The sequence below is a fragment of the Jujubicoccus corallicola genome (genome assembly GCF_047345645.1).
Classification (GTDB): Bacteria; Pseudomonadota; Alphaproteobacteria; order Rhodobacterales; family Rhodobacteraceae; genus JBLEFH01.
Genome location: NZ_JBLEFH010000001.1, coordinates 62,861 through 87,587, shown reverse-complemented (window position 1 = coordinate 87,587; position 24,727 = coordinate 62,861). Strand labels below are relative to the sequence as shown.

The window sequence follows — 24,727 nt, the reverse complement described above, 5'->3', positions numbered from 1 at the left end:
GTTATTCCGCCGCGATCTGCGCCGTCGCGCCGAAGCCTTTGAGGATCGCATCCGCCGCATCGCGGCCATCGCGGATCCCCCAGACCACCAGCGACGCACCGCGCACGATGTCGCCCGCCGCATAGACGCCGGGAAGCGCCGTCTGCTTGGTGATGAAATCGGCCTTCACGGTCCCCCAGCGGGTGACTTCAAGCTCCGGCGTTTCCCAAAGCGTCGGCAGTTCTTCCGGCTCGAAACCAAGCGCCTTGATGACGAGATCCGCCTCTTCGGTGTAATCCGCGCCCTCGATTTCCTCGGGGGACTGGCGGCCCGTCGCGTCCGCCGCGCCAAGGCGCATCTTCGCGACGCGCACGCCGCTCACATTGTCATCGCCGGTGAACCCTTTCGGCGCGGAGAGCCAGACGAATTCGACGCCCTCTTCTTCGGCATTCTGAGTCTCGCGGACCGAACCCGGCATATTCGCGCGGTCGCGGCGGTAGAGACATTTCACCGAGGTCGCGCCCTGACGGATCGCCGTGCGCACGCAGTCCATCGCCGTATCGCCGCCGCCGATCACGACGACACGCTTGCCTTCCGCCCAAAGCTCGCCGCTTTCGATCTCCGGCACTTTGTCCCCGAAATTCTGACGGTTGGAGGCGGTGAGATAGTCGATCGCCTTGACGATCCCGCCAAGACCCGCGCCCGGCCCGCCAAGATCGCGGCTCTTATAAACGCCCGTTGCAATCAGCACCGCGTCATGCTCGGCGCGAATATCGGCGAAAGAAATGTCCGTGCCGACATTGCAGTTGAGTTTGAAGGTCACACCCCCGTCCTCAAGCTGCTTGTGGCGACGCATCACCACCTCTTTCTCCAGCTTGAAGCCCGGAATCCCGTAGGTCAGCAGCCCGCCCGAGCGGTCATAGCGATCATACACCGTCACCTGCACACCCGCGCGGCGCAGCGCATCCGCCGCCGCCAGACCCGCCGGACCGGCACCGATGATACCCACGCTCTCGCTGCGTTCTTCAGCGGGCTTGAGCGGCTGAACCCAGCCCTCTTCCCACGCCGTGTCGGTGATATATTTCTCCACCGCGCCAATCGTGACCGTGCCGTGACCCGATTGCTCGATCACGCAGTTGCCCTCGCACAGACGGTCCTGCGGGCAGATGCGGCCGCAGATCTCCGGGAAGGTGTTGGTCGCTTGGCTGATCTCATAAGCCTCGCGCAGACGGCCCGTCGCGGTCATGCGCAGCCAGTCAGGGATATTGTTGTGCAGCGGGCAATGCGTCTGGCAATACGGCACCCCGCATTGCGAACAACGGCTCGCCTGCTCTTCGGCCTTCGCCTCGGCAAATTCGGCATAGATCTCGTGGAAATCATCCCGGCGCGCATCCGCTTTACGCTTCTCCGGCATGTCGCGCTCGGTCGAGACGAATTTGAGCATCGGCTGTTTGGCCATGGCGTGCATCCTGTTGGCTGTGGCTGGGCAAAGCCCTTTGCGCCGCTTATACGGGGCGACCTCGAGTCAAAAAAGTATCACATACTGACCTATTTGTCTCTTTTTTCGACCCGCCGCATAATTTCGCCAGAAAAATCGGCATAAATAGGTAAAATACCGGACCTATTATAGCTCTATCGCCTGCGAATCTCTGGGGATATGGTCCGCGCGACGATAGACCCTCGGAGCCATGATGCCACTGATTCAGCTTATTGTCCTCGCGCTCGTGCAGGGAATCACGGAATTTCTGCCGGTCTCATCCTCGGGTCACCTCGTCCTCGTCCCGATGCTCACAGGCTGGGCCGATCAGGGGCTGGCGCTCGACGTGGCTGTGCATGTCGGCACACTCTTCGCGGTGATACTCTATTTCTGGGCGGATTCCGTGAAGGCGCTCCGCGGCCTCGGCCATCTCGTCACCGGCCGCAGGCAGACCGAAGAGGCCCGGCTGGCGCTTCTGCTCATCATCGCCACGATCCCCGTGATCCTCGCCGGCTTCATCCTCAAGGCGACCGGCCTCTCCGATGCGCTACGCTCCATGGCTGTGCTCGGCTGGACCATGCTCGGCTTCGGCATCCTGCTCTATATCTTCGACCAACGCGGCGCGACCGTGAAGAGTGACGGCGACTGGAACGTCAAAGACGCGGTCACCCTCGGTCTCTGGCAGGCTGTGGCGCTCATCCCCGGCACATCCCGATCCGGCATCTGCATCACCGGTGCACGCGCCCTCGGATATGACCGCACAAGCGCCGCCAAGATAGCAATGCTCATGTCGATCCCGACGATCATCGCCTCCGGCGCGCTCCTCAGTCTCGATTTGATCGGAAGCGAGACCTCCGGCCTGATGCGCGACGCGGCCATCGGCGCCGTCCTGTCCTTCATCGCCGCCATGGGCGCGCTCACGCTGATGATGCGCCTGCTGCGCTCGGTCAGCTACACGCCTTATGTGATTTACCGCGTGATCCTCGGCGTGATCCTACTGCTGATCGCTTATACGTAATCAGTTCTGGCGCAGGTTCTTCGCGCTCTGGGTCATCTCCGTATACTGACCCTCTTTGCGGAACCGGTAGAGATAGCTTTCCAGCACCGTCTCCATCGCGACCGGCGAGACCCCAAGATCGGTCAGCCCCGGCATATCCGCCGCAACCACATTGTCGCCCGAATTGAGCAAAGTGATCTGGTCGCGCGTGATCATCGTGTTCTCGAAAAGCCCGAAACTCAACTTCTGCGCCATATCCAGCACACCCGCCTGAATTTTCATCAGGCCCGTCGGCATATTGATCACCGGACGCTTGAGCATGATGACGTCAAGCATCTGCTCCATCAGCTCGCGGAAGCTTTTAATCTCCGGCCCGCCCAGCTCGTAAATGCCCGGCTTCGCGCCATCAATGATCGCATTGACCGCCGCCGCAGCCACATCATCCACATAAACCGGCTGGAATTTCGTATCCGCCGCGGTCACCGGCAGCACCGGCATCATCCGCGCCATGCCCGCAAATTTGTTGAAGAACCCGTCTTCCGCGCCAAACAGGATCGACGGACGCAGGATCACCGCCGACGGCATATATTTCTGCACCGCCGCCTCACCTGACGCCTTGGTCTGCGCATAGATGCTCTCGCTCTCAGCATCCGCGCCGATGGCCGAGACATGCACCATCCTGGTAATCCCCGCCTTGGACGCCAGCTCCGCAATGGTCGCCGCACCCTCTTCCTGCACGGACTCAAAGTCGTTCTTGCCGAAAGAATTGAGGATCCCGACGCAGTTCACCACCGCATCCGCCCCCAGCATCATCGCCGCAACGCTTTCGGGATAGCGCAGATTGCATTGGAACGGCTCGACTTGCCCCACATAGCCATAAGGCCGGACAAACCCCGCCTCATGCGGCCGCCGCGTCGCCACACGCACCCGCCATCCGCGATCCGCCAGACGTTTGACGATATAGCGCCCCAGAAACCCGGATCCGCCAAATACCACTGCAATGGGTGCGTTGCCGTCCATAGCTCTCTCCTAAAAAGCAGTCCCTCCAGTCCTAAAACGCCGCAGGCCAGCGGACAAGGAGATTCCCCTTAAACATCTCCCAAAGCGCCTGCGCCGGCCCGCCGATTTTCTTCCCGGCCCGCGCGTTTTGCCCATTGACTCCCTAGGGCCCGAGCGATACCAACCGCGCACCTAAGACACCTTGCCCAGGTGGCGGAATTGGTAGACGCGCTAGCTTCAGGTGCTAGTATCTGTATAGATGTGGAGGTTCGAGTCCTCTCCTGGGCACCAAATTTTCGCTGGCGGCGAGGGTGCTTGGGGAAATAATCTTATAAATATGAAAGTTTTGCGCCCAAATGGTTAGCACCATTTGATGCCACCTGATTTTTGTAAGCGGCGCTCATGCGCGTGCTAAATGTCGCGTCTGTTTGCAGGGCGAAGTTGTTTTGGATAGAGGGTGAGCAATCGACAAAACAACTGCCAAACCAGCACCACAGCGCATCCCTCTCACGCCAAATCCCGCCAAAACCCTTGGAATCTCCCCCACGTCGCTTTATGCGGGGCGCAACTTTCGCTCATTCGTGACCTGATCGCCGGACCGCCGGCAGGGAGATGCCATGATTTCGCTTGATGCTTATCGCCGCCAGTGGACCAGCAATATTCGCGGGGACTTGCTCTCCGGCCTCGTCGTGGCCCTTGCGCTGATCCCGGAGGCGATTGCGTTCTCGATCATCGCTGGCGTGGACCCGAAGGTCGGGCTTTATGCGTCCTTCTCGATTGCGGTGATCACGGCGATCACGGGCGGGCGACCGGGCATGATCTCCGCGGCGACGGCGGCGACGGCGGTGCTCATGGTGACATTGGTGAAGGAATACGGGCTGCAATATCTGCTTGCGGCCACGGTGCTGGCGGGTCTCCTTCAGATCCTTGCAGGGTTCCTCAAGCTCGGCAATGTCATGCGCTTCGTGTCGCGCTCGGTCATGACCGGCTTCGTTAACGCCTTGGCGATCCTCATCTTTATGGCGCAGCTGCCCGAACTCATCGACGTGCCGAACATCACCTATCTGCTCGTCGCGCTCGGCCTCGGGATCATCTATCTCTTCCCCTATCTCACCCGCGCGATCCCCTCCCCGCTCGTCACCATCGTTGTGATCACCGCGCTGTCGCTCATGCTCGGCCTCGACGTGCGCACTGTTGGGGACATGGGCGAGCTTCCGGACACGCTGCCGGTGTTCCTCCTGCCGGACATTCCGCTCAATCTTGAGACGTTGAAGATCATCTTCCCCTATTCGCTCGCGGTGGCGGTGGTCGGGCTGCTTGAAAGCCTGATGACGCAGAATATCGTGGATGATCTGACGGATACGCCGTCCAACCGCCATCAGGAATGTATCGGTCAGGGCCTTGCCAACACAGCAACCGGCTTTATCGGCGGTATGGCGGGCTGCGCCATGATTGGCCAGTCGATCATCAACGTAAAATCCGGCGGGCGCGGACGGCTCTCGACCTTCACCGCGGGGGTGATGCTCCTGTTTTTCATCGTGGTTCTGGGGGACTGGGTCGCGCGGATTCCGATGGCGGCGCTGGTGGCGATCATGATCATGGTGTCCATCGGGACCTTCTCCTGGTCGTCGATCCTGCACCTCCGCACGCATCCGAAATCCTCCTCCATCGTGATGCTGGCGACGGTGATTTGCGTTGTCTTTACCCATAATCTCGCCATCGGTGTGATGGTTGGCGTGCTGCTTTCGGGCATCTTCTTTGCGGGGAAAATCTCGCAGATCTTCCGCGTCAGTTCGGAAATCACGCCGGACGGCACGCATCGCACCTATCGCGTCGAAGGGCAGCTTTTCTTCGCCTCGACCGAGGATTTCATGAAAGCCTTCGATTTCCGCGAAGCGCCGGAAAAAGTCACCATCGACGTCAGTCGCGCGCATATCTGGGATATTTCCTCGGTGCAGGCGCTCGATATGGCGGTGCTGAAATTCCGCCGTGAAGGGGCCGAGGTCGATATCGTCGGCATGAATACGGCGTCGGAGACCATCGTGGATAAACTCGCCATCCATGATAAACCGGGCGCTATGGACGAACTTCTCGGCCATTAAGGGGGCAGACATGACGCAGACCTATCTCGCATTGATCGACCGTTCGGTTTACGCGGAAAGCGTGTGCCGCCTCTCGGGCTGGCTCGCGGGCAAGACCGGCGCGAAGGTAAAGATTTACCACGTGCTCCCGCCCGATGCCGCCCATGACCGCAAGGATTATTCCGGCGCGATCAAACTCGGCGCGCGCTCGCGGCTCTTGGGGCAACTGGCGGAACTCGACGAGACCCGCGCCAAGCTCTCCCATGAGCAAGGCCGCGCGATCCTTGAGGATGCCAAGGCGCTTGTTGAGGAGATGGGCGCAAGCGATGTCGAGACGCGCCTGCGCCGCGGCGAAATCCTCGACACGGTGACGGATAAGGAAGACACCGGCGATCTGATCGTCATTGGCAAACGCGGCGAAGGCGCGGATTTCGCCAAGGGGCATCTGGGGTCCAATCTGGAGCGGATCGTGCGGGCCAGCACCAAGCCGGTTCTGGTCGCGAGTCGCGCCTTCACGCCGGTTGAGCGGGCGGTGATTGCCTTTGACGGCGGCGAGACGGCGCAGAAGGCTGTGGATTATGTGATCACATCGGGGCTCTTTGCCGGGATCGGGCTCCATCTCTTGGTCGCCCGGCCGGATGAGAAAACACGCAAGGCGACCGAAGCGGCGGCGGCGAAGCTGGCGGAAGCGGGCCTCAGTGTTGAGGTGGAAACCGTGGACGACACCGCCGAGCGCGCGCTGGCCAAACGCATGGATGCGGGCAGCGCCGATCTGCTGATCATGGGGGCGTATGGCCATTCGCGGATCCGAAGTCTGGTGATCGGCTCCACCACCTCCGAGATGATCCGCGTCTGCAAAACCCCGGTTCTGCTGGTCCGCTAAGCCGGAGCGCCTTCGGGCAAGGTGCCGCCGCGACCCGGCGCGCGTAGCTGTGCCGCGCCAAGGCGGGCGCGCAGATGGCGCGAGAGGGCATCGACCAGAACCGTCACAAAACCGGTCGCAATCAGGATGATGACGGCGCGGTCGAGGCGCAGTTCTGCGATGGCGTCATCAAGGAAGAAGCCGAGGGTCGCGATGCCGAGGATACCCATGATCGCGCTTTCGCGGATCATGATTTCCCAACGATAGAGACAAAGTGCGACGAAGGAGCCGAAGAGGCGCGGCGCGATTTCCCATCCCCAGAGAGTCAGCCCCGTCGGCGCATCTGCGCGGAAAGTCAGCGCCCGCGCCTGCCCGCCCAGAAGATGCGCGATAATCGCCCCGTTATGGAGGCCAAGCGCCAGAATGGCCGGGAGCATGGACGGGCCGAAGACTTGCAGGAACAGATAGGCCAGCATGTATTCGGGGAAGGAGCGCAGGATGACGAGCAGCATATGCCCCGCCACCGCGCCGAAGCGGCCCGCGACGCGCGGGACGACCAGCGCCTGACCGAAAAACGCGACGAGGCCGGTCAGCACGAGGGCAAGCTGAGCCACGATCATGGTGACGAAGAGGCCGGGCAGGATGGCGGAGCGGGTGAGATCCCAGAGCCACGGGCCGAGCGCCGCCGGATCGCCCGCCCGGAGCGGCGCGGGAATGATGTCTTGGGTGAGGAAACGCCAGAGCGCGCCGGAGCCCATGGGCGGCGTCTGGATCTGAGCCAGCATGATCAGCGCCGCCGCCAGCCAGAAGAGCGCGAGGCGCGGGCGCATCCAGAGCCGCACGGTCGCGATCATGAGAATATAGACCAGCATGATCGCCCCGGCGGCGCTGTAATCGCCCTGTTTGAAAAAGCTGTCGAGTTGGAAGCCGAGCGTTGGCAGGCCGATGAAGCCCAGCACGGCGGAGGAGCGCAGGCCACATTCCAGCCGGTAGAGTGCATACTGCGCCATTTCCGTGCGGGCGAGCGGGGCGCGGGCCCAGAGGAACCGGGTGAGCGCATCCACGCTGGGGCCAAGCCAGTTCGCGGGGCGCGGGTCGGCTTCGTCGAGGATTTCCGAGAGGACTTTGGCGAAAATTCCGGCATAGGGCAGCGCGATGGCGAGGACGCCCGTGGCGACGCTGATCCCCATGATCTGCATCAGCATCAGAGCCCAGAACAGCTCATGCACCGAGCGCAGCGCGATGGCGAGCCAACGCACCGCGCGGATGCGGTAGAATGGCGCCATGATGAGGCCCAGCGTGCCGCCCAGCGCCACGCCCGCGATGGCGAAGGCGGCGGTGAGCGCGGTGGCGCGGGCGATCTGTTCCACGGCGCTGAAATCGGGGGTGAGGAACCCCTGCCCCATGCGCGCGAGTGCCGCCCAAGGGTTGTGGCCTGCGGTGGAGACATCGGCAAAGGGCAGGCAAAGAAGCGCCACGGCGCAGAAGCTGGCGACGACGCCCAGCCGCGACAGGCGGTCAGCTTGCATAAAGCGTCTCGATCTCGGCGCGCGGCGTGCTGGCGGGCGCGTCCATGACGATTTCGCCTTGTTTGAGACCGATCAGTCGGGTGGCGAAACTTGCGGCAATCTCAACGTCATGGAGCGCGAGGATCGCTGTTTTGAACCGCGTTTTAAGCAGGTCCGCGAGCGCCGCCGCCTGCGCCGGATCGACGGCAGACAGCGGCTCGTCTCCTACCAATACATCGCCGCCGCGATAAAGCGCGCGGGCCAGCGCAACCCGCTGTTTCTGGCCGCCAGAAAGGCTTTCAACCGCGCGATCCGCCTCGGGCGTTAGGCCAACCTCCGCCAAAATCTCCAGCGCCGCCTCCCGGTCCGCGCGGCGCGGGCGGATAAGGGTGCGCAGATTATAGACCGCGCTGTGATCATCGAGCCGCCCCATCAGCACATTGAGCAGCGCGGAGAGCTGCGGGACCAGCGCGTGATCTTGTGGCACCAGCGCCACCCGGAGGCCCCGCGCCAGAAGCGCGTCCCGGAGCGCGGTCAGCAGGGTCGATTTGCCCGCGCCGCTTCGGCCCAGCAGCGCCAGCCGCTCGCCGGGCGCGACCGACAGATCGACGCCGCGCAACACCGGCGCGGCGCCGTAGCCGAGATCTGCATTGGTCAGCAGTTGCAAGGCTTACTCCAGCAGATCGAGATCCCGCGCGACGGTCTCGATGGGGGCATAATCCTCATTGGTCGCCTCGATGAAGGCACTGCGCGGGAAGGCCGCGAGCAGGTCCGCATCGTCCATCCCGATGATCGCCGCCTGCACCTTGTCGGCAAAGCCCTCGCCCCAGCGGGCATCGACATCGCCGCGAATGGTCCAGTTGTAGTCGGGATAAGGCGGAGTCTGCCAGATGATCTGAGCGGTCTCCACCTCGGGCGCCCCATCGGCGACGGCCTGATCATAAACGGCGAAATTCAGCGCGCCGACCTGCCACGCGCCGGAGGCGACAAGCCGCAAGGTCTGGCTGTGATCGCCGGAAAACCCAACGCGGCTGAAGAACTCTTCGGGCGCTTCGCCGGTTGCTGCACGGATGTGATGCTCCGGCATGAGCCGGCCCGAGGTTGAGGTTTTCGCGCCGAAAGTGAAGCTCATGCCACGCGCCGCTTCGGGGAACGTGTCCGACGGCTCCAACCCGGTTTCAGTGTTGGCGATGAAATAGGTCACGAAAGTTTCATCCTCCGCCCCTTGGGCAATCGCGCGGGCCTCGGGCACGGCGAGCCGGGCCTGCACACCCGAAAGACCGCCAAACCACGCCAGTTGGACCTGATCGTTGCGGAAGGCGGTGACGGCGGCGGGATAGGATTTCACCGGGACGAAGGCGACGGGTACGCCAAGTTCCGCCGACAGATAATCCGCAACCTTGGTGAAGCGCTCGACAAGGCGGGTTTCGTCCTCATCGGGAATGGCGGAGAAATAGAGCGTGTCCTGCGCGGCGGCACTGCCGAGACCGGCAGCGACGAAGAGGGCAAACAAGGTGAGACGGGTCAGAATAGGCATAACGCCTCCGAAATGGGGTTAAGGGTCCGGGTTACGCGGCGGACGGCACTTTTGCCGCCCTCGCCTGCGCCCCGGCAAACCCCGAATGGAGAGACAGCGACCCGTAAGCCGCCAGACCCGAGCGCGCCCGGCGCATCGGTTTGCCTAACTGCAATCATAGCCATGCAAACCGCCGCGACAAGGCCGCAAGCGCCGTCTCGCCTATGCTGCACCTGCTAACACATTGAAACGTCATTTTTATTGACCTGAGCGTTTCTCCCACACAATATAAATTTGTACCTAATCCATTTGGAAGAGGCAAAATGAGGAGGCTCTCATGAATATCGACCTCTCACGCCGCAGCTTTTTGAAGCTGGCCGGTGCGGGAGTTGCGGCAACCTCGCTCGGGGCCATGGGCTTCGGCGAAGCAGAGGCAGCGGAGCAGGCGCATGTGCGCGCGTTCAAGCTGGCCACAACGACCGAAACACGTAACACCTGTCCGTATTGCTCCGTGGCGTGCGGCATCATCATGTATTCCGATGGCGATGTGAAAGCAGGCGAGACCGCCGAGCTGCTGCATATCGAAGGCGACTCGGATCACCCGACGAACCGCGGGACGCTCTGCCCCAAAGGCGCGGCGCTCAAGGATTTCGTGAAGGCCCCGACCCGTCTGACCGTGCCGCGCTACCGCGCGGCGGGATCGAGCGAGTTCGAGGAAATCTCTTGGGATGAGGCGCTCGACAAGATCGCCCGTTACATGAAGGACGACCGTGACGAGAACCTCGTGCGCTTCAACGAAGATGGCGTCGAGGTCAATCGCTGGACGACGGCAGGCTTCCTCGCCGCTTCGGCCACGACCAATGAAACCGCATGGCTGACCTATAAAGCGGTCCGCTCCATGGGGATTGTAGGATTCGATAACCAGGCGCGCGTTTGACACGGCCCCACGGTGTCCAGTTTGGGCCCGACTTTTGGCCGCGGAGCGATGACGAACTCCTGGACCGACATCAACAACACCGATCTGGTGATTGTGATGGGCGGCAATGCCGCTGAAGCGCATCCGTGCGGCTTCAAATGGGTAACGGAAGCCAAGCACCATCGCGGTGCGAAGCTGATCGTTGTGGATCCGCGCTATAACCGGACCGCTGCGGTTTCCGACTATTATTCCCCGATCCGTCCGGGCACCGACATCAGCTTCCTGATGGGCGTGATCCGTTGGCTGATCGAAAATGACAAGGTGAACCGGGAATATGTCACCAACTTTACCAACGCGCCTTTCCTGGTAAGCGAGGAGTTTGGTTGGAGCGAAGGCCTATTCACCGGCTATGACGAAGAGAAACGCGATTACGACAAGTCGAGCTGGGAATACCAGATGGACGAGGAAGGCTACGCGCAGGTCGATATGAGCCTCGAAGACCCGCGCTGTGTCTGGAACCTCCTGAAGGACCATGTCGATGTCTACACGCCGGACTTTGTCGAGAATGTCTGCGGCACGCCGAAGGACAAATTCCTCGCCATCTGTCAGATGATCGGGGAGTGCAGCGCGCCGGACAAGGTCATGACCTCGATGTATGCGCTCGGATGGACGCAGCACTCCAAAGGGGCGCAGAACATCCGCGGCATGGCGATGATCCAGCTCATCCTGGGCAATATCGGGATGCCGGGCGGCGGGATGAACGCGCTGCGTGGGCACTCCAATATTCAGGGTCTGACCGATATCGGGCTGATGTCGAACCTCATTCCGGGGTATCTCAACATCCCGACAGAGGCGGAAGCGGATTGGGAGACCTATATCTCCTCCCGTCAGTTCACGCCGCTGCGTCCGAACCAGACGAGCTATTGGCAGAACTATCCCAAGTTCATGGTCAGTTTCATGAAGGCGATGTGGGGCGATGCCGCCAGCGCCGAGACCAACTGGGCCTATAACTACCTGCCGAAACTGGATGTGCCGACCTATGACGTCCTGCGCATGTTCGAGCTGATGAACCACGGGCGGATCAATCTCTACTTCTGCCAGGGGTTCAACCCGCTTCTCAGCTTCCCCAACCGGGGCAAGCTGACCGAAGCCTTGAGCAAGCTCAAGCTGCTGGTCGTCATGGATCCGCTGACGACCGAGACCTCGCATTTCTGGGAGAACCACGGCATCCACAATGATGTGGACAGTGCGTCGATCCAGACCGAGGTTCTGGAGCTTCCGACGACCTGTTTTGCGGAAGACGAAGGCGCGCTGGTCAATTCCGGGCGCTGGATGCAGTGGCACTGGCCGGGCGCAACCCCGCCGGGCGAAGCCAAGCATGACACCTGGATCATGGCGAATATCTTCCAGCGGGTGCGCAAGCTTTATGAGGAAGAAGGTGGGGTGTTCCCCGACCCGATACTCAACCTGCAATGGGAGTATGAGGACCCGATGGAGCCCCTGCCCGAAGAGCTCGCCAAAGAGCTCAACGGCAAGGTGATCGCCAGCGGCGAGCAGGTGACGAACTTCACCGAGCTGGCCGATGACGGATCGACCATGTGTGGCTGCTGGATCTATTCGGGCTGCTGGAATCAGGAGGGCAATAACATGGCCCGCCGGGACAACAGCGATCCGAGCGGTCTCGGGGTTCACCAGAACTGGTCGTTCTCCTGGCCGGTCAACCGGCGGATCCTCTACAATCGCGCTTCGGCCGATCTTCAGGGCAACCCCTGGGATCCCGATCGCAGCCTAATCGCTTGGAATGGCAGCCGCTGGGAAGGCCCCGATGTCCCCGACATCTCGCCCACCGCGCGGCCCGAAGAGGTCGGCCCGTTCATCATGAACCCGGAAGGGACCTCGCGTCTCTTCACCCGCGGCATGATGCGCGACGGCCCGTTCCCGACGCATATGGAACCGTTTGAAACACCGGTCGCCAACGTCCTCAATCCGAAGATGCGTGGCAATCCGGTCAGCCGGGTCTTTGTCGGCGATGCGGAGCAATTCGCGACTAGCGATGAGTTCCCCTTCGTGGCGACGTCCTATCGCCTGACCGAGCATTTCCACTATTGGACGAAGCACAACGTCGTTAACGCGTCGCTTCAGCCGGAATTCTTCGTCGAGATCAGCGTCGAGTTGGCCGAGGAGAAAGGCATCTCCAATGGCGGCCGTGTCCGAGTCTGGAGCAAGCGCGGCGAGGTCTGGGCCAAAGCGGTCGTCACACGGCGGATCCGCCCGATGACCTGCGACGGCAAGACGGTCCATGTGGTCGGCATCCCGCTCCATTGGGGCTTCAAGGGTGCGGCCAAGAAAGGTTGGGGGCCGAACAGCCTCACGCCCTTCGTCGGCGACGCCAATGTGGAAACGCCGGAGTTCAAGGCCTTCCTTGTCAATATTGAACCTTCAACAGAGGAGCCGGTCGCATGAGTGATAGAGCACCTCAACCCACCACGGCGGTCGCCAACCCGCCCGTTCAACAGATGGAATCGAACCTGCTTCCCAGCGATGTGATGCGGGCCTCGGCCACCCCCAACCTGCCCGCGCCGGAGCGCGAGCTGACCAAGGTCGCCAAGCTGATCGACATTTCCAAATGTATCGGGTGCAAGGCGTGCCAGTCGGCCTGTGTGGAGTGGAACGATACCCACCCCGAGATCGAAACCAATGAGGGCAGCTATCAGAACCCTCACGATCTCACGGCGGAAATGTTCACGCTCATGCGGTTCGACGAGTGGATCAACCCCGAGACCGAAGATCTCGAATGGCTGATCCGCAAGGATGGCTGTATGCATTGCGAGGATCCGGGCTGTCTCAAAGCCTGCCCGGCCCCCGGCGCGATTGTGCAATATACAAATGGCATCGTGGACTTCATTCACGACAACTGCATTGGCTGCGGCTATTGCGTCACGGGCTGTCCTTTCGACATTCCGCGCATCAGCAAGGTCGATCACAAGAGCTATAAATGTACGCTCTGTTCGGACCGCGTGGCCGTCGGCCAAGGCCCGGCCTGCGCCAAGGCTTGCCCGACGCAGGCGATTGTGTTCGGCACCAAGGACGACATGATCGAGCACGCCAATGAGCGGATCGCGGATCTCAATTCCCGCGGTTACGACAAGGCGGGTCTCTACGATCCGGCGGGTGTTGGCGGCACGCATGTCATGTATGTGCTCCCCCATGCCGAGAAACCGTCGATCTACAGCAAGCTGCCGGATGATCCGCGCATCTCGCCGATTGTCGAGGGCTGGAAGGGCGTCACCAAGACCGCCGGGATCGCCGCCATGGGGATCGCCGCCGTCGGCGCCTTCGCCATGGGTGTGTTCTCACGCGGCTTGCGGGTGGACCAGCATGACGAAGAGCAGGCCGAGCGTCTGGTCGAGTCCGATGTGCCGCCGCAGCGGGAGGATGTCTGATGTCCAGAACCACCGTCTATTCCGAGCGCGGCGATCACATCGAAAGCACCGATCCGGTCACGGTGAGCCGCTATCGTGGCATCACCCGGCTGAATCACTGGGTGACAGCGCTCTCGCTGATCATCCTCGCACTCTCGGGCCTCGCCTTCTTCACCCCGTCGCTCTACTTCCTGACCAATCTCTTTGGCGGCGGGCAAACGACGCGGTGGCTCCATCCCATCGTCGGCGTCATCCTGTTCTTCAGCTTCTTTTTGCTCTTCATCCAGATGTGGAAGCTCAATTTGCCGCGCAAGGAAGATCGCAAATGGGTCGCCAATATCGACGAGCTGCTCAAGGATAACGAGGAAAACCTCCCCGAGCTTGGCAAATACAATGCCGGGCAGAAGTTCATCTTCTGGGCCATGACCGTGCTGATCGTTGTGCTGATCGGCTCCGGGGTCATGATGTGGGAGCAGTTCTTCCCCGACCTCGTCTCCATCCCGACCCGGCGCGTCGCGACGCTCGTGCACGCACTCGCCGCCGTGGCGATTATCCTTGTGTTCATCCTCCATGTGTTCGCGGCCTTCTGGACACGCGGCACCTTGCGGGCGATGACACACGGCAATGTCACCGGAGGCTGGGCCTGGAAACACCACCGCAAATGGTTAAGGGAATTGGCTGGACGCCGCCATGAAGGTTCGCCAAAGTAAAGGTTAACGACCCCATGGTCTCAATCCAATGGCCGGTCGGCCTGGAGGCGATATGACAACTGACCTGAAACCGGATCCCGGTGTCATCGGCGGCGTTCCCAAGGCGCCGCTGGCTTTTCTTCCCAAACCCAAAGAGCTGTTCGAAGCGCGGGCCAAGCGCTTTGCCTTTCTCGCCGAACATAGCGAGCGGCTTGGCGGCTATCTGACCTTTCTCGGCGCACTCAGCGATCTGCAAGCCAAGCTGGCGGCGGAACTGCCCGCGCCGGAGCCGGTCTCCGAAGCGCGTGTCGCCATGGCGCGCGAGAGCCGCCTGCCCCCGATTGACCGCACAGCGCTCGCGAAAGATCCGGCATTGCAAGACACCCTCCGCCGGTTTTGCGACGCCGCCGAGGCGCTCGACATGCCGGAGCCTGCGCGCATTGCTCTCAAGGCGGTGCAAGCGGCGGAAGCCGATGAGCAGCAATGGCTGATCAGCAATATCCTGTCCGACACCATCCCCGAAGACAGCGCCGCCCCGCATCTCTTCGCCGCCGCGGCGGTGCAGATTCACATGGCCCGTCTCGCCGCGAGCCTCGATGTGGACAACCTCGTGCCGATCAAAACCGGCGTCTGCCCAAGCTGCGGCGGACGTCCCGTCACCTCCAGCGTCATCGGCGCGAAGGAGATCGAAAACGTCCGTTACGTAAGCTGCACCTGCTGCGCGACCCAATGGAACGAAGTACGGGTGAAATGCCTCTGCTGCGGCTCGACCAAGGGTATCAGCTACCGCTCGGTCGAAACCGGCGATGCCGTCATCAAGGCCGAGGTCTGCACCGAATGCGATCATTGGGTGAAGATCCTCTATCAGGTGAAAAACGCCAGCCTCGACCCGGTCGCCGATGATGTGGCGAGCCTCGGGCTCGATCTGATGATGAAAGACACCGACTTCGCGCGCGGCGGGCTGAACCCCTATCTGGCGGGGTATTGATGGAGGGCTTTCGGGCGCTCCCTTCCGTCGATCAGTTTCTGCAATCACACCAAGGACAGACGCTGATCGCTGAACATGGCCGCGCGCAGGTCCGCGCCGCGTTGCGCGTGGCGCTCGATGCCGCGCGGGAGGCGATCAGGGGTGGAGCGGAGGGCGATGTGGAGGCGGCAAAGCTCCCGCATCTCGTCGCCGCAGATCTCGCCGCTGCGGCGCAATCGCAGCTCCGCCCGCTGCTCAACCTGACCGGCACGGTCCTGCACACCAATCTTGGCCGGGCGCTGCTGGCAGACGAGGCCATCAGCGCCGCGCGCGACGCGATGGCGAACCCGCTCGCGCTGGAGTTCAACCTCGACACCGGCGGGCGCGGCCAGCGGGACGACCATCTGCGCGGTCTGCTCTGCGAGCTGACCGGGGCCGAAGACGCCACCATCGTCAACAACAACGCTGCCGCCGTTCTGATCGCGCTCAACACCTTCGGCGCGGGCCGTGAAGCGCTGGTCTCGCGCGGCGAGCTCATCGAGATCGGCGGCGCGTTTCGGATGCCGGACATCATGGCCCGCGCGGGCGTGAAGCTGGTCGAGGTGGGCACCACGAACCGGACCCATGCCCGCGATTATGAAAGCGCGCTGACGGACGAGACGGGGCTCATTCTCAAGGTCCACACGTCGAATTACCGCGTCGAGGGCTTCACCAAGGAAGTCACCGCGCCGGAACTCTCCGGGATCGCGCAAAAGGCGGGCGTGCCGCTCCTGAACGATCTTGGGGCCGGATCGCTCGTCGACCTGTCCCATTGGGGCCTGCGCCGCGAGCCGACGGTCGCCGAAGCGGTCGCCGAGGGCGCGGATCTCATCACCTTCTCGGGCGACAAGCTGCTCGGCGGCCCGCAAGCGGGTTTTGTCGTCGGGCGGCGCGATCTGATCGCAGCGATCAACAAGAATCCGATGAAGCGCGCGGTCCGGCTCGACAAGATCCGCATCGCCGCGCTGGAAGCGACCCTGCGTCTCTATCGCGACCCGGACCGTCTGGCCGAGCGCCTGCCGACGCTGCGGTTCCTCGCCCGCCCGCAAGCGGATATTGCCGAGCAAACCACCCGCCTCGCCCCGCAGGTGGACGCAAGGCTCACCCCCCACGGCTTCTCCGCCGCCCCCTGCGACTGTGCCAGCCAGATCGGCTCCGGCGCGCTGCCAACGGACACCATCCCCTCCGCGGGCCTGCGCCTCACCGGCGAGGGCGGCGACGCGCCCGACCGGCTCGCCGCAAAACTCCGCGCCCTGCCCCGCCCGATCATCGGACACATTCATGACGGCGCGCTGATCCTCGATCTGCGCTGCCTGCAAAACGACGACACCCTGCTGAACGCCTTGGCCGATCTATGATTGTCGGCACGGCGGGCCATATCGATCACGGGAAAACAGCGCTCGTTAAAGCGTTGACCGGCACCGATGCGGACCGTCTGGCCGAAGAGAAGGCGCGCGGGATCACCATTGATCTCGGCTTCGCCTACACCGATTTGGGCGGCGGCACGATCACCGGTTTCGTCGATGTGCCGGGCCATGAGAAGCTGATCCACACCATGCTGGCGGGCGCGGGCGGGATCGATTTCGCGCTGCTCGTCGTCGCGGCCGACGATGGCGTGATGCCGCAGACCCGCGAGCATCTGGCGATCCTCGATCTGCTCGGAATTTCGCGCGGAATCGTGGCGCTGACCAAGGCGGATCTGGCGGACCGCGCCGGGCTGGAGGCGGTAACGCAGCAGATAGAAACGGCACTGGCTAGGACCAGTCTCAACGGCGCGCCGATCCTTCCCGTTTCCGCGATGACCGGCGACGGGATCGACGCGCTCCGTGCGGCGCTCATCGACGCCGAAACCGAGACCGCCGCACGAGCCGCGCAAGAAGGGCCGTTCCGCCTCGCCGTTGACCGCAGTTTTACGCTGGCCGGGACGGGAACGGTCGTGACCGGCATGGCGATTGCGGGCGAGGTGAATATTGGCGATCAGGTCACGATCAGCCCAACCGGGATGACGGCGCGGATCCGCGGGATCCACGCGCAGAACCGCCCCTCCGAAACCGCCCGCGCCGGACAGCGCTGCGCGCTCAATCTGGCGGGCGACGGGATCACCAAGGACGCGCTTCATCGCGGCGACATGGTGCTTTCGGCGGACCTTCACGCCCCGACGGATCGGATCGACGCCCTCCTGACCGTCCTGCCCCATGAACCCGCGCCGATTGGCACATGGTTTCCAGCGCGCCTCCATAGCCACGCCGTCGCGGTCGACGCGCGGATTGTGCCGCTCGGCGATCCGGTTGCGCCGGGTGAAACCGGGTTCGTGCAACTGGTGCTCGACAAACCGATTGCCGCGACGGTTCATGACCGCTTCATCCTGCGCGATGTCTCCGCGATCCGCACCATCGGCGGCGGCGCGTTTCTCGATCTCCGCGCACCGGGTCGGAAGCGAAGGACCGAGCAGCGGATGGCCCTGCTGACAGCCGCACAGGAGGATGATCCGGCGCAAGCGCTCGCGGCGATGGCGGAGATTCAACCGGTGAATTTGGCGGGGTTTGCGCGGGATCGGGGGCTGTTGATGGATGCCGTTCCGACTCTTGTCGAAAATGCCAACGCCACGCAAATCGGCGGCGCCGCGCTTTCGGGCACGCAAGCCGAAGCGCTGAAAATCGGCCTCACCGAGACGCTGACCGCCTTCCATGAGGACAATCCGGACCTTGCGGGCCTTGGGCGCGAGAAACTGCGGATTTCCCTCACGCCGCGCCTCTCCAAACCGGATTTCCTCGCCTTTCTGCATAGCGAAGCGGCGGCGGGCCGCGCGGTTCTCGATGGGGCTTTCGTGCGGCTTCCGGGCCATGAGGTGCGACTATCGCCCGAGGACGGAGCGCTGTGGGATCGCATCGCGCCTGCCCTCAAAGGCGAGACGCGCTTCCGCCCGCCGCGCGTCCGCGATTTTGCCAATGAATTCGGGATCGACGAGCGCGAAGTGCGCCGGGTCATGAAACTCGCGCAGAAGCTCGGGCGCGCCGATCAGATCGCCAAGGACCATTTCTTCGCCCGTCCCGTGACGCGCGAAATGGTCGCGATCATCTGCGATGTGGCGGCGGCGAGCGAGGATGGCTGGTTCACCGCGCCCGCCTTTCGCGACCGCGTGATGAATGGCCGCAAAGTCGCCATTGAAATTCTTGATTTTTTCGACCGAATGGGTGTCACCTTGCGTCGCGGCGATTTACGTCGCATCAATCCGCATAGGGTCGACCAGTTCGGCGACATTGGAAGGGAATCGTCCCCGGTGGGGCGGCCGGACTTCAAATCCGGTTGGGGCAGCGAGACTGTCCTGGGTGGGTTCGACTCCCATTCCCTTCCGCCAGATTCTCCGAAAGGCCGCACATGACCGATTTCGACAGCTGGCTGGCACAGACCTTTGCGGAGACCGGCGGCTTTACCATGCTGATCGTGCTGGTGGCGGCAGAGGACGGGCGGATTGATCTGCTGAAATCCGCGCATCTGCATGTGATTGGCGATGAGATGAATTGGGCCGATCTCAAGGGCTATCTCGACGGCTCGGGCGCGCCATGGACCGGGGCGGTGCTCTATCGCGCGGGCCGTGAGGGTCTGGTGAAAGACGAGATCGCGCAGAAGCGGCTTGGCGAATTGATGCGGGCGCTTCATGGCGACCGCACGCTGATCCGGGACGGCGACTTCTTCAATCGCGACGGGTTGACCCTGCGGCTCGACGATGCCGAGCCGCAGCCGCCCATTCTCAATTAACAGTCCGCGGTAGGGGTCGCGTCAGTGGACTCGATGGTCGCTTCGGCCCGGCCCTGAAGGTCGAGACCGCGCGCCGTAGGGGCGTGCCATGTCGTCGACTCGCGCACAGCGCCCTGCGGGTTCGTGCCGGGACGCGAGCCGCCCGTTGCGCCGCTCCAACCCGTGCTGTCCTCCTGCTCGCCGCTCACCTCCGCGCTGTCCGATGTGGCCGCTTCGGCTTGGGACGCCGGGTCCACACATTCGTCCTCGGTGGAGTCGTTCTCGGCGTTGGCCTGCTCATCGGTCGTCTGATCCGCAGTCGGCACATCGGCGGCGTCATTCGTCGGCGCGTCCGCGCTGTCCGGTGCGGGGGGGGCTGTTTCGGCGCTGTCATCGGCTGGTGCGGCGTCGTCTGAAGCGTCGTCAGCAGGGGCGGTCTCTGTGGACTCGGCAGGCTCCGCCGCCTCTTCGCTCGTTGCATCGGACGCCTCGGGAGCCGTGCTTTCTGCCTCAACTGCGTCAGGCTCATCCATCGCGTCGGAGGAGGACGCTGCATCGGTGCTGTCTGGGGCCTCCGCTTCCGGCGCGCTGGCAGGCTCGGTTGCCTCCGCTTCGTCGGTCGGCGCGGTCTCATCGGAAGCAGCACTATCATCCGCCATATCCATCGATTCCGACTCTGCCGCATCCGCATCCGCGCTCTCCGGCGCGGGCGCTTCGGTGGTCTCCATGCTCTCTTCAACCGCGGGCGGCTCGGCCGTGTCGGTGTCTTGAGCGAAACCGGGGACGGCGAGCAGCGCTGTCAGCGCGGCGGTGAGCGCGAAAGCGCGGGTCGGGAAGATGCGATCTGGCATAGGAACACCTGTTGGCTGGATCATGTTTTCTCCAGCATGGGGCGATTGTTAACCAATTTCCAGATATTTCGGCGCGCTCCCCAACCGCTCACCAAGATGCGTTCGCCGCGCAAAAGAGAAAGGCCGGGAGATCCCCGGCCCTTCCTTTGCTCTTACCCGCCGAAATCGTCGAGCATGATGTCTTCGCGATCCACGCCCAAATCGAGGAGCATGTTGATCACGGACTGGTTCATGATGGGCGGACCGCACATGTAATATTCGCAGTCTTCGGGGTTCGGGTGGTCCTTGAGATATTCATCGTAAAGGACGTTGTGGATGAAGCCCGTATAGCCGTCCCAATTGTCGTCCGGCAGCGCGTCCGAGAGCGCGACATGCCAGGTGAAATTCGGGAATTCCTTGGCCAGCTCGTCGAAATCCTCGACGAAGAACATCTCGCGCTTGGAGCGCGCGCCATACCAGAAGGTGATCTTCCGATCGCGGTTCTCAAGGCGTTTGAGCTGGTCGAAGATGTGGCTGCGCATCGGCGCCATACCCGCACCGCCGCCAACGAAGATCATTTCCTTTTCGGTTTCGCGGGCGAAGAATTCGCCGAACGGGCCGGAAATAGTGACTTTGTCGCCCGGTTTGAGGTTGAAGATATAGGACGACATCTGCCCCGGCGGGATGCCGGTCGAGCCCGGCGGCGGCGAAGCCACGCGGACGTTGAGCATGATGATGCCCTTCTCCTCGGGGTAGTTCGCCATGGAATAGGCGCGTTCAATCGGCTCGGCCACGGTGGACTCATATTGCCAGAGATTGAACTTGTCCCAATCCTCGCGATACTCCTCCTCCACATCGAAATCCTTGTAGGAGAGCTTGTGCGCAGGCGCTTCGATCTGAATGTAGCCACCGGCGCGGAACTTCACATCCTCGCCTTCCGGCAGTTTCAGCACCAGCGCCTTGATGAAGGTCGCGACGTTTTCGTTGGAAATGACTTCGCATTCCCACTTCTTGACGCCGAAGACCTCTTCGGGAACCTCGATCTCCATGTCCTGCTTGACCGCGACCTGACAGGATAGGCGGTCGCCGCAGGAGGCTTCGCGCTTGGTGATGTGGCTTTCCTCGGTCGGCAGGATCGACCCGCCGCCCGAATGGACGCGAACCCGGCATTGCGCGCAGGTGCCGCCGCCGCCGCAAGCCGAAGGCACGAAGAGCTTCTGCGCCGCGAGGGTTTGCAAGAGTTTGCCGCCCGCTGGAACGGAGACGGTTTTCTCGCCATTGATGGTGATGTTGACGTTGCCCTGTGCCACCAGACGGGAGCGCGCGACCAGAATGATGGTCACAAGCGCGATCACGATCAGGGTGAACAGAATGACGCCAAGGCCGAATGTTTGCATAGCTTGCTGTCCCTCCGCCTCAGAGATTCACGCCGCTGAAGGACATGAAGGCCATGGCCATCAGTCCTGCGGAGATGAAAGTGATGCCTAGGCCCTGAAGGCCATCGGGAATATCGGAATATTTCAGTTTCTCGCGCACGCCCGCCATGGCCGTGATCGCCAGCGCCCAGCCGAAGCCGGAGGACAGGCCGTATGTTGCGGCCTCGGCGAAATTATAGCCGCGCTCCACCATGAAGAGCGAGCCACCGAGGATCGCGCAGTTCACCGTGATCAGCGGCAGGAACACGCCAAGCGCGTTGTAGAGCGGCGGGAAATACTTATCGAGCACCATTTCGAGGATCTGCACCAGCGCGGCGATCACCCCGATATAGGAGATGAGGCCGAGGAAAGTGAGGTCCACATCGTTGAACCCGGCCCATGAGAGCGCGCCCGGCGCGAGCAGGTAGTTCAGGATCAGGTTGTTCGCTGGCACGGTGATCGCCTGCACGATCATCACGGAGATGCCGAGGCCAATCGCCGTCGAGATCTTTTTCGACACGGCGATGAAGGTACACATGCCGAGGAAGAAGGACAGCGCGAGGTTTTCAACGAAGATCGCCTTTACGGCGAGGGAGACAAGCCCTTCCATCAGTGCGCCTCCACCGTCTGGATCTTGAACTCACGCTCTTCGACCTGTGCAGGCTTCCATGTGCGGAAGGCCCAGATCAGGAGGCCGATCACGAAGAAGGCCGAGGGCGGCAGCAGCAAGAGACCGTTCGGGACGTACCAGCCGCCATTGTTCACGGTTTCCATCACCGTGATGCCGAAGATCGAGCCGGAGCCGAAGAGCTCGCGGATGAAGCCGACGATCATCAGGATCAGGCCATAGCCAAGCCCGTTGCCCACGCCGTCGATAAAGCTGGCGGCGGGCGGGTTGCTCATGGCGAAGGCTTCGGCGCGGCCCATCACAATGCAGTTGGTGATGATGAGACCCACGAACACCGACAGAGTCTTCGAGATCTCATAAGCATAGGCCTTCAGCACCTGATCGACGAGGATCACGAGCGAGGCGATGATCACCATCTGCACGATAATCCGGATCGAGCCGGGGATATGGTTGCGCAGCATTGAGATGAACATCGAGGAGAATGCCGTCACGAAGGTCACCGCGATGGCCATCACCATCGAGACCTTGAGCGATGAGGTCACAGCAAGCGCGGAACAGATCCCGAGGACCTGCAACGTGATCGGGTTGTTATCGACCAAGGGATCGACAAGCTGCGAACGATAAGTCTGTGCCATCAGATTTCTCCTGCCTTCAGCCGCTCAAGGAAGGGGCCGTAGCCGTTTTCGCCCATCCAGAAGCGCACCAGGTTGTCGACACCGCGCGAGGTCAGGGTCGCCCCGGCCAGCGCGTCGATATAATAGTCGCGGCCTGCGGCGGGCGGCGATTTGGCGACGGTGATCTGAAGCTCGCCATTCTCGTCTCGCAGCTTCTTGCCGTTCCAAAGCGCCTTCCAGCGCGGATTGTCCACCTCAGCGCCGAGACCGGGGGTCTCGCCATGCTGATAGAACTGCAGGCCGTAAATATCGTTGCCGTTCTCTTCGACAGCAATGAAACCGTAAAGCGTGGACCAAAGTCCATAGCCTTCAATCGGCAGCACCACCTTGTCGAGATCGCCGTTCTCATCGCGCAGCAGGTAAATCATCTGATAATATTGCTGCTCGCCGCCAAGCCCGGCGGGGTCTTCATCAAGCGCGCGGACCAGTGCGGGATCACCTGCGCCGGCCAGATCTTCGAACTCTTCAGGCTCATACTGGTCAGTGAACTCGCCGGTATCGAGATCCAGCACATGGGCCTCGAAATCCTGAAACGCCGCGGCGACGTCCATGCCTTCTTCGTAAACGCCGGCGACTTCGAGAACGTTTGCCTGACGGTCGCGCTGGCTGTTGGCCTGCTGCACAGGGCGCAGCGAGACCGCCGCCGCCGACACGATCATCGAGGCGACAAGGCAGAGTGAGACGGCGACAAACACGGTTTTCGGCACCGAGTCCGAGGGCATGTCACGGAAGCGGGCAAAGAACCCTTTCTCCTGCGCCTGCTCCTGCTGGTCGTTTTGATCATTCACTTCAGGCATTACGCTTGGCCCTCCGTTTGATGTTCGCCTGCACGACGAAATAGTCGATCAGCGGCGCAAAGACGTTCCCGAAGAGGATCGCGAGCATCATGCCTTCCGGGAAAGCCGGGTTGATGACACGGATCATCACCACCATGAAGCCGATCAGACCGCCATAGATGAACCGGCCTGTGTTCGTGTGCGACGCCGAGACCGGCTCCGTCACCATGAAGACGAGGCCGAACGCATAGCCGCCAACGACGAGGTGCCAATACCACGGCATCGCGAACATCGGGTTGCTGTCCGAGCCGATGATGTTGAGCAGGGTCGAGAAGGCGATCATGCCGACGAGACAGCCAACCACCAGCCGCCAGTTGGCGATTTTCGTGACCAGCAGGAAGGCGAGGCCGATCAGGCAGGCGAGGGTCGAGGTCTCGCCGATACAGCCCTGAATCGTGCCGATAAACGCATCCATCCACGTCACGCCATATTCCGAGAGCGCGCCGAAGCCGTCACTGGCGCTCACGGCCAGCGCGGTGGCCCCGGAGAAGCCGTCCACCGGGGTCCAGATCGTGTCGCCGGACATTTGCGCGGGATAGGCGAAATAGAGGAAGGCACGGCCGACAAGCGCCGGGTTGAGGAAGTTTTTCCCCGTGCCGCCAAAGACTTCCTTGCCGATGACCACCCCGAAGATGATGCCGAGCGCGACCTGCCAGAGCGGCGCGGTCGCGGGCATGATCAGCGTGTACAGCATGGAGGTCACGAGGAAACCTTCGTTCACCTCATGCTTGCGCACCACGGCGAAGATCACTTCGAAAATACCGCCTGCGACCAGCGTCGTGATGTAGATGGGCAGGAAATACAGCAGCCCGTGCAACATATTGGCAATCGGGTTGCCGGGGTTGAACCCGATCCCGAGCGCTTCGATGAGACCCGCACGCCAGCCCGATGCGCCATATTCGGCAATCGCGAGGTTGGTTTGCAGGCCGGTCTTGTAGAGGCCAAAGAGGATCGCCGGGATTGTCGCGATGACCACATAGGTCATGATCCGCTTCATATCGATATAGGAGCGGGCATGGGGTGCGACGGTCGTGACCGTTTTCGGCGTGTAGATGAAACTTTCCACCATCTCGTAGACGGGGAAGTATTTCTCGTAGCGGCCGCCCGCGAGGAATTGCGGCTCGATACGGTCGAAGAAACTGCGCAGACCCACG

22 protein-coding genes, 2 tRNA genes and 1 pseudogene are annotated in these 24,727 nt (G+C 62.4%); 13 read left to right on the top strand and 12 right to left on the bottom strand.

Going from position 1 to position 24,727, the window contains the following annotated elements; genetic code table 11:
* Nucleotide 1 precedes the first annotated feature (1 nt).
* Nucleotides 2-1,438 carry a glutamate synthase small subunit GltD family protein gene (locus ACMA5I_RS00425; protein ID WP_525884243.1) on the bottom strand — a complete coding sequence of 479 codons (1,437 nt, stop codon included), beginning with the start codon at nt 1,436-1,438 and terminating at the stop codon, nt 2-4.
* Between the two features lie 232 nt (nt 1,439-1,670).
* Between ACMA5I_RS00425 and ACMA5I_RS00420 the strand changes: the two genes are divergently transcribed.
* Nucleotides 1,671-2,474, top strand: a complete 804-nt coding sequence (locus tag ACMA5I_RS00420; RefSeq protein ID WP_525884242.1) for an undecaprenyl-diphosphate phosphatase — start codon at nt 1,671-1,673, stop codon at nt 2,472-2,474.
* Here ACMA5I_RS00420 and ACMA5I_RS00415 read toward each other — a convergent pair whose 3' ends face one another.
* The gene (locus tag ACMA5I_RS00415) at nt 2,475-3,473 is read right to left on the bottom strand and encodes a complex I NDUFA9 subunit family protein (RefSeq protein WP_525884241.1); all 999 of its coding nucleotides are present in this window, start codon (nt 3,471-3,473) and stop codon (nt 2,475-2,477) included.
* A 183-nt stretch (nt 3,474-3,656) separates the two neighbouring features.
* Here ACMA5I_RS00415 and ACMA5I_RS00410 point away from each other — a divergent pair.
* From ACMA5I_RS00410 to ACMA5I_RS00400, 3 genes are all read left to right on the top strand, one after another.
* A tRNA-Leu gene (locus ACMA5I_RS00410) sits at nt 3,657-3,743 on the top strand.
* Between the two features lie 326 nt (nt 3,744-4,069).
* Nucleotides 4,070-5,554, top strand: a complete 1,485-nt coding sequence (locus ACMA5I_RS00405; protein ID WP_525884240.1) for a SulP family inorganic anion transporter — start codon at nt 4,070-4,072, stop codon at nt 5,552-5,554.
* Between the two features lie 10 nt (nt 5,555-5,564).
* The gene (locus ACMA5I_RS00400) at nt 5,565-6,416 is read left to right on the top strand and encodes a universal stress protein (RefSeq protein ID WP_525884239.1); all 852 of its coding nucleotides are present in this window, start codon (nt 5,565-5,567) and stop codon (nt 6,414-6,416) included.
* Here the strand turns inward: ACMA5I_RS00400 and ACMA5I_RS00395 are convergent.
* Genes ACMA5I_RS00395 through ACMA5I_RS00380 form a run of 4 tightly spaced genes read right to left on the bottom strand, consistent with a single transcriptional unit; the run spans nt 6,413 to nt 9,594 of the window.
* Nucleotides 6,413-7,924 (bottom strand): PhnE/PtxC family ABC transporter permease, encoded by a 1,512-nt coding sequence (locus tag ACMA5I_RS00395; protein ID WP_525884238.1) that lies wholly within the window; start codon nt 7,922-7,924, stop codon nt 6,413-6,415. The two genes, ACMA5I_RS00400 and ACMA5I_RS00395, sit on opposite strands and share 4 nt — an antisense overlap.
* Nucleotides 7,914-8,570 carry an ATP-binding cassette domain-containing protein gene (locus ACMA5I_RS00390; RefSeq protein WP_525884237.1) on the bottom strand — a complete coding sequence of 219 codons (657 nt, stop codon included), beginning with the start codon at nt 8,568-8,570 and terminating at the stop codon, nt 7,914-7,916. The genes ACMA5I_RS00395 and ACMA5I_RS00390 overlap by 11 nt, the downstream gene beginning before the upstream one ends.
* A gap of 3 nt (nt 8,571-8,573) precedes the next feature.
* Nucleotides 8,574-9,440: a putative selenate ABC transporter substrate-binding protein gene (locus ACMA5I_RS00385; RefSeq protein ID WP_525884236.1), complete on the bottom strand. Its 867-nt coding sequence runs from the start codon at nt 9,438-9,440 to the stop codon at nt 8,574-8,576.
* A 31-nt stretch (nt 9,441-9,471) separates the two neighbouring features.
* Complete coding sequence (locus tag ACMA5I_RS00380; RefSeq protein WP_525884235.1) at nt 9,472-9,594, bottom strand: hypothetical protein; 123 nt, start codon at nt 9,592-9,594, stop codon at nt 9,472-9,474.
* Between the two features lie 162 nt (nt 9,595-9,756).
* Between ACMA5I_RS00380 and ACMA5I_RS00375 the strand changes: the two genes are divergently transcribed.
* The 9 genes and pseudogenes from ACMA5I_RS00375 to ACMA5I_RS00335 all read left to right on the top strand — a co-directional run bounded on the left by ACMA5I_RS00375 (nt 9,757) and on the right by ACMA5I_RS00335 (nt 19,211).
* Nucleotides 9,757-10,356, top strand: coding sequence for a twin-arginine translocation signal domain-containing protein (locus ACMA5I_RS00375; RefSeq protein WP_525884234.1), 600 nt, complete (start codon nt 9,757-9,759; stop codon nt 10,354-10,356).
* A gap of 12 nt (nt 10,357-10,368) precedes the next feature.
* On the top strand, nt 10,369-12,798 hold the full coding sequence (gene fdnG / locus ACMA5I_RS00370; RefSeq protein WP_525884233.1) for a formate dehydrogenase-N subunit alpha: 2,430 nt from the start codon (nt 10,369-10,371) through the stop codon (nt 12,796-12,798).
* Nucleotides 12,795-13,778 carry a formate dehydrogenase subunit beta gene (fdxH, locus tag ACMA5I_RS00365; protein ID WP_525884232.1) on the top strand — a complete coding sequence of 328 codons (984 nt, stop codon included), beginning with the start codon at nt 12,795-12,797 and terminating at the stop codon, nt 13,776-13,778. The genes fdnG and fdxH overlap by 4 nt, the downstream gene beginning before the upstream one ends.
* The gene (locus ACMA5I_RS00360) at nt 13,778-14,467 is read left to right on the top strand and encodes a formate dehydrogenase subunit gamma (protein ID WP_525884231.1); all 690 of its coding nucleotides are present in this window, start codon (nt 13,778-13,780) and stop codon (nt 14,465-14,467) included. Before fdxH ends, ACMA5I_RS00360 begins: the two co-directional genes overlap by 1 nt.
* A 52-nt stretch (nt 14,468-14,519) precedes the next feature.
* Nucleotides 14,520-15,434 (top strand): formate dehydrogenase accessory protein FdhE, encoded by a 915-nt coding sequence (fdhE, locus tag ACMA5I_RS00355; protein ID WP_525884230.1) that lies wholly within the window; start codon nt 14,520-14,522, stop codon nt 15,432-15,434.
* The gene (gene selA, locus ACMA5I_RS00350; protein ID WP_525884229.1) at nt 15,434-16,810 is read left to right on the top strand and encodes an L-seryl-tRNA(Sec) selenium transferase; all 1,377 of its coding nucleotides are present in this window, start codon (nt 15,434-15,436) and stop codon (nt 16,808-16,810) included. The genes fdhE and selA overlap by 1 nt, the downstream gene beginning before the upstream one ends.
* A pseudogene (gene selB / locus ACMA5I_RS00345) lies at nt 16,807-18,618 on the top strand (selenocysteine-specific translation elongation factor); the annotation flags it as partial. The gene selA and the pseudogene selB, both read left to right, overlap by 4 nt.
* A gap of 96 nt (nt 18,619-18,714) precedes the next feature.
* Nucleotides 18,715-18,810 (top strand) — tRNA-Sec (locus ACMA5I_RS00340).
* 20 nt (nt 18,811-18,830) lie between these two features.
* Entirely contained in the window at nt 18,831-19,211 is a 381-nt protein-coding gene (locus ACMA5I_RS00335; protein WP_525884228.1) for a hypothetical protein, read from the top strand.
* On the opposite strand, the gene ACMA5I_RS00330 is transcribed toward ACMA5I_RS00335, so the two are convergent.
* From ACMA5I_RS00330 to ACMA5I_RS00305, 6 genes are all read right to left on the bottom strand, one after another.
* Entirely contained in the window at nt 19,208-20,065 is an 858-nt protein-coding gene (locus ACMA5I_RS00330) for a hypothetical protein (RefSeq protein WP_525884227.1), read from the bottom strand. The genes ACMA5I_RS00335 and ACMA5I_RS00330 overlap by 4 nt on opposite strands.
* 128 nt (nt 20,066-20,193) lie before the next feature.
* Complete coding sequence (gene nqrF / locus ACMA5I_RS00325) at nt 20,194-21,417, bottom strand: NADH:ubiquinone reductase (Na(+)-transporting) subunit F (RefSeq protein ID WP_525884226.1); 1,224 nt, start codon at nt 21,415-21,417, stop codon at nt 20,194-20,196.
* A 19-nt stretch (nt 21,418-21,436) separates the two neighbouring features.
* The gene (gene nqrE, locus ACMA5I_RS00320; RefSeq protein ID WP_525884225.1) at nt 21,437-22,045 is read right to left on the bottom strand and encodes an NADH:ubiquinone reductase (Na(+)-transporting) subunit E; all 609 of its coding nucleotides are present in this window, start codon (nt 22,043-22,045) and stop codon (nt 21,437-21,439) included.
* A complete protein-coding gene (locus ACMA5I_RS00315; RefSeq protein WP_525884224.1) occupies nt 22,045-22,698 on the bottom strand; it encodes an NADH:ubiquinone reductase (Na(+)-transporting) subunit D in 654 nt (217 codons plus the stop codon). The genes nqrE and ACMA5I_RS00315 overlap by 1 nt, the downstream gene beginning before the upstream one ends.
* Nucleotides 22,698-23,534 (bottom strand): Na(+)-translocating NADH-quinone reductase subunit C, encoded by an 837-nt coding sequence (locus ACMA5I_RS00310; protein ID WP_525884223.1) that lies wholly within the window; start codon nt 23,532-23,534, stop codon nt 22,698-22,700. Before ACMA5I_RS00310 ends, ACMA5I_RS00315 begins: the two co-directional genes overlap by 1 nt.
* A complete protein-coding gene (locus tag ACMA5I_RS00305; protein WP_525884222.1) occupies nt 23,527-24,726 on the bottom strand; it encodes an NADH:ubiquinone reductase (Na(+)-transporting) subunit B in 1,200 nt (399 codons plus the stop codon). Before ACMA5I_RS00305 ends, ACMA5I_RS00310 begins: the two co-directional genes overlap by 8 nt.
* Nucleotide 24,727: the final 1 nt, after the last annotated feature.

Excerpts from the sequence above, each read along its gene's own strand:
- ACMA5I_RS00425 (WP_525884243.1), bottom strand. The coding sequence starts at position 1,438 with ATGGCCAAACAGCCGATGCTCAAATTCGTCTCGACCGAGCGCGACATG.
- ACMA5I_RS00420 (WP_525884242.1), top strand. The coding sequence starts at position 1,671 with ATGCCACTGATTCAGCTTATTGTCCTCGCGCTCGTGCAGGGAATCACG.
- ACMA5I_RS00415 (WP_525884241.1), bottom strand. The coding sequence starts at position 3,473 with ATGGACGGCAACGCACCCATTGCAGTGGTATTTGGCGGATCCGGGTTT.
- ACMA5I_RS00405 (WP_525884240.1), top strand. The coding sequence starts at position 4,070 with ATGATTTCGCTTGATGCTTATCGCCGCCAGTGGACCAGCAATATTCGC.
- ACMA5I_RS00400 (WP_525884239.1), top strand. The coding sequence starts at position 5,565 with ATGACGCAGACCTATCTCGCATTGATCGACCGTTCGGTTTACGCGGAA.
- ACMA5I_RS00395 (WP_525884238.1), bottom strand. The coding sequence starts at position 7,924 with ATGCAAGCTGACCGCCTGTCGCGGCTGGGCGTCGTCGCCAGCTTCTGC.
- ACMA5I_RS00385 (WP_525884236.1), bottom strand. The coding sequence starts at position 9,440 with ATGCCTATTCTGACCCGTCTCACCTTGTTTGCCCTCTTCGTCGCTGCC.
- ACMA5I_RS00375 (WP_525884234.1), top strand. The coding sequence starts at position 9,757 with ATGAATATCGACCTCTCACGCCGCAGCTTTTTGAAGCTGGCCGGTGCG.
- fdxH (WP_525884232.1), top strand. The coding sequence starts at position 12,795 with ATGAGTGATAGAGCACCTCAACCCACCACGGCGGTCGCCAACCCGCCC.
- ACMA5I_RS00360 (WP_525884231.1), top strand. The coding sequence starts at position 13,778 with ATGTCCAGAACCACCGTCTATTCCGAGCGCGGCGATCACATCGAAAGC.
- fdhE (WP_525884230.1), top strand. The coding sequence starts at position 14,520 with ATGACAACTGACCTGAAACCGGATCCCGGTGTCATCGGCGGCGTTCCC.
- selA (WP_525884229.1), top strand. The coding sequence starts at position 15,434 with ATGGAGGGCTTTCGGGCGCTCCCTTCCGTCGATCAGTTTCTGCAATCA.
- ACMA5I_RS00335 (WP_525884228.1), top strand. The coding sequence starts at position 18,831 with ATGACCGATTTCGACAGCTGGCTGGCACAGACCTTTGCGGAGACCGGC.
- ACMA5I_RS00330 (WP_525884227.1), bottom strand. The coding sequence starts at position 20,065 with ATGATCCAGCCAACAGGTGTTCCTATGCCAGATCGCATCTTCCCGACC.
- nqrF (WP_525884226.1), bottom strand. The coding sequence starts at position 21,417 with ATGCAAACATTCGGCCTTGGCGTCATTCTGTTCACCCTGATCGTGATC.
- nqrE (WP_525884225.1), bottom strand. The coding sequence starts at position 22,045 with ATGGAAGGGCTTGTCTCCCTCGCCGTAAAGGCGATCTTCGTTGAAAAC.
- ACMA5I_RS00315 (WP_525884224.1), bottom strand. The coding sequence starts at position 22,698 with ATGGCACAGACTTATCGTTCGCAGCTTGTCGATCCCTTGGTCGATAAC.
- ACMA5I_RS00310 (WP_525884223.1), bottom strand. The coding sequence starts at position 23,534 with ATGCCTGAAGTGAATGATCAAAACGACCAGCAGGAGCAGGCGCAGGAG.